At 63.9% G+C, this 12497-nt stretch carries 9 protein-coding genes; 8 read left to right on the top strand and 1 reads right to left on the bottom strand.

The window, feature by feature from the left end:
• Positions 1-107: 107 nt before the first annotated feature.
• Complete coding sequence (map, locus tag ACF8EF_RS08080) at positions 108-956, bottom strand: type I methionyl aminopeptidase (protein WP_339444630.1); 849 nt, start codon at positions 954-956, stop codon at positions 108-110.
• Between the two features lie 267 nt (positions 957-1223).
• Here map and ACF8EF_RS08075 point away from each other — a divergent pair, with 267 nt between their 5' ends.
• The 8 genes from ACF8EF_RS08075 to ACF8EF_RS08040 all read left to right on the top strand — a co-directional run bounded on the left by ACF8EF_RS08075 (position 1224) and on the right by ACF8EF_RS08040 (position 12207).
• Complete coding sequence (locus tag ACF8EF_RS08075; protein ID WP_392529068.1) at positions 1224-5249, top strand: molybdopterin-dependent oxidoreductase; 4026 nt, start codon at positions 1224-1226, stop codon at positions 5247-5249.
• Positions 5250-5529: 280 nt separating this feature from the next.
• A complete protein-coding gene (gene nirB, locus ACF8EF_RS08070) occupies positions 5530-8082 on the top strand; it encodes a nitrite reductase large subunit NirB (protein WP_392460839.1) in 2553 nt (850 codons plus the stop codon).
• Complete coding sequence (gene nirD / locus ACF8EF_RS08065; RefSeq protein WP_209964104.1) at positions 8082-8444, top strand: nitrite reductase small subunit NirD; 363 nt, start codon at positions 8082-8084, stop codon at positions 8442-8444. Before nirB ends, nirD begins: the two co-directional genes overlap by 1 nt.
• A 280-nt stretch (positions 8445-8724) precedes the next feature.
• Positions 8725-9657, top strand: a complete 933-nt coding sequence (pcaQ, locus tag ACF8EF_RS08060; RefSeq protein ID WP_010952764.1) for a pca operon transcription factor PcaQ — start codon at positions 8725-8727, stop codon at positions 9655-9657.
• Positions 9658-9910: 253 nt separating this feature from the next.
• Positions 9911-10663: an FKBP-type peptidyl-prolyl cis-trans isomerase gene (locus tag ACF8EF_RS08055; RefSeq protein ID WP_392460840.1), complete on the top strand. Its 753-nt coding sequence runs from the start codon at positions 9911-9913 to the stop codon at positions 10661-10663.
• Between the two features lie 288 nt (positions 10664-10951).
• Complete coding sequence (locus ACF8EF_RS08050) at positions 10952-11389, top strand: YkvA family protein (protein WP_176685013.1); 438 nt, start codon at positions 10952-10954, stop codon at positions 11387-11389.
• Between the two features lie 114 nt (positions 11390-11503).
• A complete protein-coding gene (locus tag ACF8EF_RS08045; RefSeq protein ID WP_176685014.1) occupies positions 11504-11842 on the top strand; it encodes a helix-turn-helix transcriptional regulator in 339 nt (112 codons plus the stop codon).
• Complete coding sequence (locus ACF8EF_RS08040) at positions 11839-12207, top strand: hypothetical protein (protein WP_003252539.1); 369 nt, start codon at positions 11839-11841, stop codon at positions 12205-12207. The genes ACF8EF_RS08045 and ACF8EF_RS08040 overlap by 4 nt, the downstream gene beginning before the upstream one ends.
• Positions 12208-12497 lie beyond the last annotated feature (290 nt).

The raw sequence follows: 12497 nt of genomic DNA, 5'->3' as shown, positions 1-12497 counted from the left end.
ACTTCCAGGGCCCACTGAACACCCGGAAGTAAAAAAGAAAGCGACCTTAGGGTCGCTTTTTTTATTTCTGCTTCATGCAATCGTCTCCGCCCCTCTGCAACAAGGGGCTAGCTGCGGCACTCTTCTTCCCGCAGCGTCAGCACCTCAAACCCGTCCTCGGTCACCGCCACGGTATGCTCCCACTGCGCCGACAGGCTGTGGTCACGGGTAATCACCGTCCAGCCATCCTTCAGCGTGCGCGTCCCACGCCCACCCTGGTTGATCATCGGCTCGATGGTAAACACCATGCCCGGCTTCAGCTTCATGCCCATACCACGTTGGCCAATGTGCAGCACCTCTGGCGCTTCATGCATCTGCTGGCCAATACCGTGCCCGCAATACTCGCGCACCACGCTGTAACCCGCCGCCTCGGCATGGGCTTGCACGGCATGGCCGATATCGCCCAGCGTGGCTCCGGGGCGCACCTGCTCGATGCCTTTCCACAGCGCGTCATAGGTAGTGTCGACCAATCGCCGGGCTTCTTCGCTGATCTTGCCGATGCCATACATCTTCGACGAATCGGCAATGTAGCCGCCCTGTTCCAGAGTGATGTCGACGTTGATGATCGCGCCTTCCTTGAGCACCTCATCGACCTTGGGGATGCCGTGGCATACCACGTGGTCCACCGACGTATTGAGCGAGTAAGGGAAACCGTACTGGCCTTTGCTTGCCGGCCGTGCCTTGAGCGTATCGACGATGAACGCCTCAGCGCGGTCGTTGATCTGCATCGTGGTCACACCGGGGCGGATGAAGCTGTCGAGTTCGGCGAACACCTGGGCCAGTAACTGGCCGGCGCGGCGCATCAGGTCGAGTTGGGCGGGGGTCTTGAGGATCACCTGGGACATGGGGGGAGGGCAGTTGCTCATGCTGGAAATTGCCCCAGCATAGCGCCAGCGGGTACCGGCTTGCCACCGCATGGTGCGTAACCTGTGCAGGCCTCTTCGCGGGCGCGCCCGCTCCCACAGGTACGGCGCCGCCCTCAGGCCTTGCGATATCCCTGTGGGAGCGGGCATGCCCGCGAAAGGGCCGGTATAGCTGGCCCATAAATTGCTGATCTACCCTCATCCCGGGCTGTCAACGTCGACAGCCCTCACCACTTCACGACAAAGGCGCCGTGTTGTCCCGCTTGCATCAGCATGCCGGGGCAGCCGGCGCCTTTTTGCGTTTTCCACAGGAGCCCGCCCATGGCCAACAGCGAAGTACGCAGCGTCTGCCCCTACTGCGGCGTTGGCTGCGGCATCGTCATGAGCGTTGCCGATGGCAAGGTTGGCAAGATCAGTGGCGACAAGCTGCACCCGAGCAACTTTGGCCGCCTATGCACCAAAGGCCTCACCGCCCACCTGCCACTGAGTGCCAGCGGGCGCATGGCCGACGCCTACCTGCGCCAGCAACGCAGCCAGCCGCCGGTGCGCACCAGCATGGACCAGGCCATCGCCGCCACCGCCGAGCGTCTGCGCGCCATCATCGACCAGCACGGCCCGGATGCCGTGGCGCTGTACGTGTCCGGGCAAATGTCGCTGGAGGCCCAGTACCTGGCCAACAAGCTGGCCAAGGGCTTTATCCGTACGCGCCACATCGAGTCCAACTCGCGCCTGTGCATGGCCAGCGCCAGCAGTGGCTACAAGCTTTCGCTTGGCGCCGATGGCCCACCTGGCAGTTACCAGGACTTCGAGCACGCCGACGTATTTCTGGTGATCGGCGCCAACATGGCCGACTGCCACCCGATCCTGTTCCTGCGCCTGCTTGACCGGGTCAAGGCCGGCGCCAGGCTGATCGTCGTCGACCCGCGGCGCAGCGCCACCGCCGACAAGGCCGACCTGTTTCTGCAGGTGCGCCCCGGCAGTGACATGGCCTTGCTCAACGGCCTTTTGCACCTGCTGCATCGCAACGGTCACACCAACCCCGATTTCATCGCCCGCCACACTGAAGGCTGGGACGAACTGCCGACCTTCCTCGACGACTACACGCCCGAGCGCGTAGCCGCCATCACCGGCCTGGCCGAGGCCGATATCATCAAGGCCGCCGAATGGATCGGCAGCGCCAACAACTGGATGAGCTGCTGGACCATGGGCTTGAACCAGAGCATTCATGGCACCTGGCACAGCAACGCCATCTGTAACCTGCACTTGGCCACGGGTGCCATCTGCCGCCCCGGTAGCGGCCCGTTCTCGCTGACCGGCCAGCCCAATGCCATGGGCGGCCGCGACATGGGCTACATGGGCCCCGGCTTGCCAGGCCAGCGCTCAGCGTTGGTGGAAGATGACCGCGCGTTCGTCGAACGACAGTGGCAACTGCCACCCGGCAGCCTGCGCAGCGAGGGCGGCGAGGGTACGGTGGCCCTGTTCGGGCAGATGAAAACCGGTGAAGTGAAAGCCTGCTGGGTCATCTGCAGCAACCCGGTGGCCAGTGTCGCCAACCGCCAGCAAGTGATCGACGGCCTGCGCAAGGCCGAACTGGTCATTACCCAGGACGCCTTCCTCGACACCGAAACCAATCGCCACGCCGACATCCTGCTGCCGGCCGCGCTGTGGGCCGAAGGCGAGGGCGTGATGATCAACAGCGAGCGCAACCTGACCCTGATGCCCCGCGCTGTCGAGCCGCCCGGGCAAAGTTTGCCGGACTGGCAGATCATTGCCCGCGTGGCGTGTGCCATGGGCTATGCCGACGCCTTCGACTACCCCAATGCCGAAGCGGTGTATGAGGAAATACGCCGCTTCCACAACCCCTCAACCGGTTATGACCTGCGCGGTATCGGCTATGCCGAATTGCGTACGCAGCCGCGCCAGTGGCCCTGTGCGCCGGGCAGCCAACAGCAGCGCAGCCCGCTGCGCTACCTCAACGACGGCAGCAGCCAGGCGCTACTGCTCGATGCCCGGGGAGGGCGGCCGGCACTCGCCTTTCCCACCGCCAGTGGCAAGGCGCGTTTCTTCGCCCGGCCCTGGTTGCCGGCAGCGGAATTGCCGGACGATGACTACCCCATGGTGCTGAACACTGGCCGTGTGCAGCACCAATGGCACACGTTGACCAAGACCGGCAAGGTGCCGGCACTGAACAAGCTGGAGCCCGGCCCCTACCTTGAGATTCACCCCGAGGATGCTGCCCGGCTGGGTGTTGCTGAAAAGGACCAGGTGGCCGTTCGTTCGCGCCGGGGTCAAGCCGTGCTGCCGGCACGCATCAGTGACCGGGTCATGCCGGGCAACTGCTTTGCGCCGTTTCACTGGAATGACCTGATCGGCGAGCACTTGGCGATCAACGCCGCGACCTGCGATGCGGTCGACCCGCTGTCGCTGCAGCCTGCCTTCAAGCACTGCGCCGTAGCCCTGGAGCGGGTCGCAGGTGAGCGCATCGACGCCCTTGATCTGAACACTGCCACTGTAGAGCCTGTCCGCATGCCGACCGCCACCCTGTCTCGTCTGCTTGGCCTGCACACCCTGCCGGTTCCGGTGCTGGCCGAAGCAGAGCGCCATTACCTGCAAGGTTTCCTGCTGGGCCTGGAGCAGGCCCGCGCCGAGGGCGTACCCCGGCTGCCGGCCAGTGCACCGTTGGCTGCCAGTCGTCGTTTGTTTGTCGACGGTTTGCTGGCCGGGCTGTTCGCCCAGCCTGCAACTGCGCCCAGTGCGGCACGGACCGCGCCATGGCATCAGGTGCTGTGGGCCTCGCAGACCGGCAATGGTGAGCAGTTGGCCGAACGCTGTGCCGCGCGCCTGCGCGGTGCCGGTCTGAACGTGCAACTCAGTTGCCTGGAGGCGGTCAGCCCAAGCCAGTTGCAGGGCGCTGCCAGTGTGGTGTTGATCGCCAGCACCTTTGGCGATGGCGACGCGCCCGACAGCGGCGCGGCCTTCTGGCAGGCCTTGCAGGGCGAGGAGGGCACCCACTGTGACGGGCTGCCCTATGCCGTACTGGCCCTGGGCGACTCCAGTTACGACCAGTTCTGCGGTTTTGGCCGCAAGCTCGACCAGCGCCTGGCCGAGCTGGGAGGGCGGCGCCTACTGCAACGGGTGGACTGCGAGCCAGACTTCGACGAAGCCTTTGCCGGCTGGCTCGAAGCACTATTGCCTGCACTGGGCAGTGCTGCGGCGCCACCACCGGTGAGTGAGCCTGCACCCTTGGCGGCCTATAACAAGCAGCAACCCTGGATGGCCACTGTGCTGGAAAACCGCCTGCTCAATGGCCCCGGCGCCAGCAAGGAAACCCGTCAGCTGGTCTTCGACTTGGGCAGCAGCGGCTTCAGTTATGCTGCCGGCGATGCCCTGGGCGTATGGCCGCGCAACTGCCCGGCCCTGGTAGAAGAGCTGCTGACGCTGATGCAGCTCGATGGCGAGGCGATGGTCGAGCTTGAAGGTCATTGCGCCATGCCATTGGCCGAAGCCCTGCAAACACACCTGGAAATTGCCAAGGTCACTGCGCAGCAACTGCAGGCACTTGCCAGCAATGCGCCTGACCTGCAGCGCTTGCTGCAGCCTGAATGCAAGGCCGAGCTGCAAGATTGGCTGTGGGGCCGGCAACTGGTCGATGTGCTGCGCGCCTTCCCCCAGCAGTTGTCGCTGGCCAGCTGGCTGGAACTGCTCAAGCCATTGCAGCCGCGGCTCTATTCGATCAGCTCCAGCCCGCTGGCGCACCCAGGTCAGGTGCATCTGACGGTATCGACGGTGCGTTATGGCGAACGCAAAGGCGTGTGTTCAAGCTTTCTTGCCGACCGTGCGCAGGTGCAGAAGGTGGCGATCTTCCCGCAGGTGTCGAAGCACTTTCGCTTGCCCGAGGACGACAACGTGCCGGTGATCATGGTGGGCCCTGGTACCGGCATTGCACCGTTCCGGGCGTTCCTCGAGGAGCGAGAGGCACGGGGGGCAAAAGGCGACAACTGGCTGTTCTTCGGCGAGCAGTACGCAGCGACCGATTTCTATTACCAGGAGCAGTTGCAGGCCTGGCAAGCAGCGGGGCACCTGCGGCTGGACACAGCGTTCTCGCGGGACCAGGCCGAGAAGATTTATGTGCAACAGCGCATGCTCGAGCAGGGTGCGCAGCTGTGGCAGTGGCTGCAGGCGGGGGCGTATTTCTATGTCTGTGGCGATGCCCAGCGCATGGCCAAGGATGTGGATGCGGCGTTGCGGGTGATCGTCGCCGAGCATGGCCGGATGGGTGTAGCGGCGGCTGCGGCTTATGTCGAAGGCTTGAGCAAGGCCAAGCGTTATCGGCGCGATGTGTACTGAAGTGCTCCAAGATGGGGTGTTGTGCACCTTGAATGTGCATTGGCTGGGCGGGCCCAGCGCAAGTGTAGGAGCGGGTTTACCCGCGAAGAGGCCGACACAGGCAACCCAGGCAAGCCACGCATCCCAGACAACCCGATTGGCACGCTCCCTGCTTAGCCTCGGATACAACAAAGCCCACTGATCAACGGCGATCAACCCGGGCCCCCTACCGTGATGAATACAGGCAAAGGCGCCTGGAGCTTCGGCTCCAGGCGCTTTTTTTTTGATCGAGGATCGGCTTATGAAGGCAACAGCGAGCAGCGGGCAACGAGAGCGACTGGTCATCGTCGGCAACGGCATGGTCGGCCACCATTGCGTCGAACAACTGGTCAGTCGCGGCGCCCTGCAGCGCTTCGAGCTGCGGGTATTCGGCGAAGAGCGCCAACGCGCGTATGACCGCGTGCACCTGTCCGAATACTTCGGCGGCAGCTGTGCCGAAACCCTGGCCCTGTGTGAGCACGATTTCTATGACGCCAATGGCGTGCACCTGCACCTGGGTGAGGCCGTGCTGGAGATCGACCGCGAGCGCCGCGAAGTCGTCACTGCCGAAGGTCGTTACGGCTACGACCAACTGGTGCTGGCCACCGGCTCCTATCCCTTCGTGCCGCCGATCGAAGGCTCCAGCGGCAATGCCCGCCTGGTCTACCGGACCCTGGATGACCTTGATGGTATTCGTGCTGCCGCAGCCGGTGCCCGCCGAGGGGTGGTGGTCGGCGGTGGCCTGCTTGGCCTTGAAGCGGCCAACGCCCTCAAGTCGCTGGGGCTGGAAGCCCACGTGGTGGAATTCGCCCCACGGCTGATGCCGGTACAGCTGGACGGCGAGGGCGGTGCCGCGTTGAAGGCGCAGATCGAAGCGCTGGGTGTGGGGGTGCACCTGTCGCGCGCCACCCAGTCGGTCAGTGCTGGTGAAACCTACCGCTACCGCATGAACTTCGACGGTGGTGAGCACCTGGAAACCGACCTGATTGTGTTCTCCGCCGGTATCCGCCCCCAGGATGCACTGGGCCGGGGCTGCGGCCTGGACATCGCCGCACGCGGTGGCGTGGTCATCGATAACCACTGCCGCAGCAGCGACCCACGCATCTTCGCCATCGGCGAGTGCGCCTCGTGGAACGGCAGCGTGTTCGGCCTGGTCGCCCCGGGCTACAGCATGGCGCGCAACCTGGCCGGGCTGTTGATGGGCGAGGCGGCGGTGGCGTTTACCGGCGCCGACATGTCGACCAAGCTCAAGCTGCTGGGGGTGGATGTCGGATCGATCGGCGATGCCCACGGTGCCACGCCGGGCGCGCGCAGTTATCGCTTCATCGATGAAGCCAACAGCGCTTACCGCCGTTTGGTGGTGGATGCCAGCGGCAAGCACGTGCTCGGCGCGGTGCTGGTCGGCGACAACAGCTATTACGACACCCTGTTGCAGTACGCCCAGAACGGCATCGCCCTGCCGGCCGACCCGGCAGCGCTGATCTTGCCGCAAGGCGATGGTGCGCCGGCCCTGGGCGCCGATGCGCTGCCCGACAGTGCGACCATCTGCTCCTGCCACAACGTCAGCAAGGGGGCGGTGTGCGCCGCGATCGACAGCGGCTGCAGCGACCTCGCTGCGGTCAAGGGCTGCACCAAGGCCGCGACCGGCTGCGGTGGTTGCGCGGCCCTGCTCAAGCAAGTCTTCGAGCACGAGCTGACGGCCCGCGGTGTGGCGGTGGACAAGAGCCTGTGCGAGCACTTTGCCTACACCCGGCAGGAGTTGTACGGGTTGGTGCGGGTGGAGGGTATCCGCACCTTCAGCGAACTGCTCGAGCGCCATGGCAAGGGCCATCTGGGGTGTGACATCTGCAAGCCGGCGGTGGGCAACATTCTCGCCTCGTGCTGGAACCAGCCGATCATGGACCCGGTGCTGGTGCCGCTGCAGGACACCAACGACACCTTCATGGCCAACATGCAGAAAAACGGCACCTATTCGGTGGTGCCGCGCATTCCCGGCGGTGAAATCACCCCCGACAAGCTCATTGTCATCGGCCAGGTGGCCAAGAAATACGACCTTTACACCAAGATCACCGGTGGCCAGCGCATCGACCTGTTTGGCGCCCAGTTGCACGAGCTGCCGCTGATCTGGGGCGAACTGATCGAGGCCGGTTTCGAAACCGGCCACGCCTACGGCAAGTCGACCCGCACGGTGAAGTCGTGCGTGGGCAGTACCTGGTGCCGTTATGGCGTGCAGGACAGTGTCGCCATGGCCCTGCGCCTGGAAGATCGCTACAAGGGCCTGCGCAGCCCCCACAAGCTCAAGTTCGCGGTATCGGGTTGCACCCGTGAATGCGCCGAGGCGCAGAGCAAGGACATCGGCGTTATCGCCACCGACAAGGGCTGGAACCTGTACGTATGCGGCAACGGCGGCATGCGCCCGCGGCATGCCGAGCTGTTCGCCACCGACCTGGACGACGAAACCCTGGTACGCCTGATCGACCGCGTGCTGATGTTCTACATCCGCACGGCCGACAAGCTGCAGCGCACCTCGGTGTGGCGTGAAAACCTGGAGGGCGGGCTGGACTACCTGAAGCAGGTGATCATCGACGACAACCTGGGCCTGGCCAGCGAGCTGGAAGCACAGATGCAGCATGTGGTCGACCAGTATGAATGCGAATGGGCCAATGCCCTCAACGACCCGGAGAAGCTCAAGCGCTTCCGCACCTTCGTCAACGACCGACGCGCCGACCCGGACGTGCACTTCGTGCGCGAACGCGAGCAACGCCGGCCCGCTGCACCACTGCACCTGATCCCAACTGTCGAGGAGGCTGTCTGATGAACCTGGCCAATGCTGCTGTGAACACGCAGGAAAACTGGCAGACGGTGTGCCAGGCACAAGACCTGGTGGCCGACTCCGGGGTCGTGGTTTGGGTCGATGGGGCCCAGGTGGCGTTGTTCTACCTGCCGGGGCAGGCGCAGCCGCTGTACGCGGTGGAAAACCGCGACCCGCGCTCCGGCGCCAACATCATCGGCCGCGGGCTGGTGGGTAGCGTGCAAGGTGAGTTGGTGGTGGCAGCGCCGCTCTACAAGCAGCACTTCAGCCTGCTGAGCGGGGAGTGCCTGGAGGATAGCGCGCAGCGGTTGCGGGTATGGCCGGTACGGATGAAGGGTGAGGCGGTGGAGCTGGCTTTGGCCTGACAACCCTTTGCTGCCTGTGCCGGCCTCTTCGCGGGCAAGCCCGCTCCCACAGAGTCTGCACCGCCTTCAAATACGGCGCTGCACCTGTGGGGCCATCGGCAGGGGAACTGCTCAATGGCAGCCCCCCCGGTGGGCGAACTGGCGCGGCTTTGTTGAATTGCCGAAGAAGCCTGCTTTTCTCGGTATTTCCGCCAGATCCTCGGACTGCCGCTCGGGTCATCCCGCCGCCAGCAGCGCGACCCGGATACGCCGCAGGTAGCGATGCGGTAAGCTTGCTGCCATGAACCTCGACACCCGCATCAAATACCGCCACCTGCTGTGCTTCCTGGAGATTGCCCGGCAGGGCAGCCTGGCCAGGGCGGCCGATATCCTGTCGATCAGCCAGCCGGCGATTTCCAAGACCCTCAAGGAGCTTGAGGACCTGCTCGAGGCGCGCCTGTTCGAGCGCAGCCGGCAGGGTGTCGAGCTGACCCCGGCTGGCACCCGCTTCATGCGTTACGCCGGGCCCAGTGTGCAGGCACTGCGCGATGGTGTCAGCAGCTTGCGTGGCGAGGCGAGGGCGCCGTCGCAGGTGCGCATCGGCGTGCTGTCCACGGTCGAAGGCCTGCTCATGCCCGAGGTGCTGTGCCGCCTGCATCAGCGCCATGAAGCGCTGGTGATCAGCGTGGTCACCGGGGTCAGCGCGCAGTTGCTTGGCCAGCTTCACCTGGGGGAGCTGGAACTGGTGGTGGGGCGCATGACCGACAGTCCGCAAATCCAGGGGTTGTCGTTCGAGCACCTGTACAGCGAGTCGATGAGCCTGGTGGTGCGCCCGGGTCACCCGCTGCTGGCCAGTACGCCCGTGGAGCGAGGGCAGGTGGGGCGTTACCCGCTGGTGCTGCCGCCGGCCGGCACCACCATCCGCCAGCACGCCGACAGCCTGTTCGTGCAATGCGGCATCCAGATGCCGGCGCAGCGCCTGGAAACCCTGTCGCTGGCCCTGAGCCGGCGCTACCTGCTGGGCAGCGATGGCCTCTGGGTGGCGCCGCGTGATGCTGTGCTGCTCGACCTGCGCCGTGGCGAACTGGTCGAGCTTGACCTGGGTGTGCGTGAGCCGGGAGGGTCGGTGGGGATTTGCCGCAATGCCGCCTTGCCGTTGAGTTTGCCGGGGCAGTGGGTGGGTGAGGTGCTGCGGGAGGTGGCAGGGGAATATCGAGAGGGTCGGTATCCCTGAGGTTCCGGGGGGCTGCCTGGCCTGATGTTTCCCTCCTCAGAACCCGCAGAAATAAAAGGCCACAAAAAATCGGCAAACCAGGCACAAAGGGTCAATACTGGCCAATGGCTGTAAAGCTTCGATGAAGAAGCTTTTAACGACTGAACTTCCTTACGAAAACCCGCTCCTATGCCGGTAGCCATTGGTCATGGCCGCCTGATAAGCTCGCGGCTTTACCCTGATTGCCCTCATGGCGCATGAACAAGGAAATAGCATGAAACAGCATCGTTTGGCGGCTGCGGTTGCCCTGGTAGGCCTGGTACTGGCTGGCTGCGATCAACAAGCCAGCAGCCCCGAGCTGAAGACTCCGGCGCAGAAAGCCTCCTACGGTATCGGCCTGAACATGGGCAAGAGCCTGGCTCAGGAAGGCATGGAAGACCTTGATTCGAAAGCAGTCGCCCTCGGCATCGAAGACGCCGTTAGCAAGAAAGAACAACGCATCAAGGACGAAGAGCTGGTAGAGGCCTTCACCGCATTGCAGAAACGCGCCGAGGAGCGCCTGGCCAAGGCCAGCGAAGAAGCCGCCTCCGCCGGCAAGAAGTTCCTCGAAGAAAACGCCAAGAAGCCAGGCGTGGTCACCACTGCCTCGGGCCTGCAGTATGAAGTGGTCAAGAAGGCCGACGGCCCGCAGCCAAAGCCGACAGACGTGGTCACTGTCCACTACGAAGGCAAGCTGATCGATGGCAAGGTATTCGACAGCTCCGTCGAGCGTGGCAGACCGATCGACCTGCCGGTCAGCGGCGTGATCCCAGGTTGGGTCGAAGGCTTGCAACTGATGCACGTCGGCGAGAAGTACAAGTTGTTCATCCCGGCTGAACTGGCTTATGGCGCGCAAAGCCCAAGCCCGCTGATCCCGGCCAACTCGGTACTGGTGTTCGACCTGGAACTGATCGCCATCAAGGACCCGGCCCAGTTGCAAGGCGCCGAGCCGCAAGCAGAAGCGCCTGAAGAAGCACCTGCCAAGTAACATTGGCTGGTTGTCGAAAACGCCCCACATTGATGGGGCGTTTTCGTTTGTGCCGATTGGACGAACCTGCGACAGCTGATACTGTCCGAGGAAATGCAACGTGAAGAAGTAGGATGTTTCTGATGCAAATCGTTTGCGGCGTAGGTAGTCATGGCGTGAAACGACTGTGTAAAAAACGCCCGATCTGACCCGGCCCCTTGCCAGGCAGGCACCTGAGGTCGGAAACATCGCCCTGTTCACAAGGTTATCCACAATAAATGTGGATAACCTTTTCCTCTCGGAGGCTCCATGAGCGCACCCTGGAATTTTGCTCGTTTCCTGCCTTTGGCCGAGCGCCTGCTCAGCCGCGGGCGGTTGCCGGCCTTGCTGTTCGCGGTGGCGCGCAAAGGCCCGCGCCTGGGGCAACTGCGTGAAGATGTGAAGCTGCTGCAGTCGCTGTGCCTGGCCTGGTGGAGGGGTGAGTACCGCGCCATCAGCCCCAAGGCGCTGGTCACTGTCGTGGCTGGTCTGCTGTATTTCGTCAGCCCCATCGATGCTATCCCGGACTGGTTGCTGGGGGTGGGTTTCCTCGATGACATCGCGGTGCTGGGCTGGGTGCTGAAAACCGTGGCCGACGAGTTGGCGCGTTTCAAGGCCTGGCGCGATAACCAGGCACCCGAACGGCTGCGCGCGGTCGAGCGCCTGCCGGCTACCCCGGAAGCACTGCGGCTGGAGCGCAACAGCTAATCAAACTGGCCTGAATATCACCTCAACTGCACAGACCTCGGAGTTGGTAATATAATTGGCATAAGGGTTATGCCTACGGATTACATGCTGTAATCCTTTTTAAAGGGGTTTGTAATGGGTATTCAGGTCATCAGCCGGGACGGTCAACCCGAGTACGCCGTCGTTCCCTGGGAGCAATACCAGGCGTTGCTCAAGGCTGCAGGGCAGGCACCTGCCGAGGCGGTTTCCGGTGAGGCGCAGGGCGTTGTTGCCAGTGCCCCCCTGCCAGCCTTCAACGAAGTCGCCCAGATTCGCCAGGCCAAGGGCATTGCCCCTGAGCAACTGGCGCGCAATGTCGGGGTGAGCCCGGCGTATCTGGCCATGATCGAATCGGGTGAGCGCCAGCCAGATGCTGCCATCCGCCGCGCCCTGGCCTGGCATCTGGGGGTGGCTGGCTGGAGCGAGCCATCATGAGCCAGGTCAGGATCAGCCGTCAGCACTGGGATAACCTGCTGGGTGAGCTTGACCTGGCCCGTCGTCAACGTCACCTGTTGACATACCGCGCACTGATCGAGCGCTTGCAGTTGCCCAGCCCGGCCATGCAGACGCTGACTGCCGCGCTGGAATACCTGGCGGTGCTGGATGCCCGTGCCGAGCAGCCATTACGCAGTTCGCTGGTGATCAGCCAAGGCGCCAGCCGTTTGCCGCGTACTGGCTTCTTTGAGTGTGTCGAGCGCCTGGGGCGGTTTACCGGGCCGGTCGATGGCATGGAGGCCGCCTCGTGGCATGCCTCTGAGGTGGTTCGGGTGTTCGAGTACAGCTATCCCGAAACGGCCTGAAGCGTTACCCATTCCAGCCTATTCGCTACAGGTGGTGACCCTGAGCGAGAGGGCCGGGCCTGCTGGCCAATTTCCATCCGCCGTTCACCGTTGCCGCCGCTACCGTATTCGCGGGTAAACCCGCTCCTACGCAGATCGGTGGTGGAGACGCATCTGGGGTCGGACTCAGGCCGTCGTGTAGGAGCGGGTTCACCCGCGAAGAGGCCGGCCCTGCTGGCCAATATCCACCCACCGTTCACCGTTGCCGCCGCCACCGTATTCGCGGGTAAACCCGCTCCTACGCAGATCGG

This window comes from Pseudomonas sp. zjy_15 (assembly GCF_043101865.1).
GTDB classification, from domain to species: domain Bacteria; phylum Pseudomonadota; class Gammaproteobacteria; order Pseudomonadales; family Pseudomonadaceae; genus Aquipseudomonas; species Aquipseudomonas putida_Y.
The sequence above is the reverse complement of the archived record's forward strand: the minus strand, read 5'-3'. Positions and strand labels throughout refer to the sequence as shown.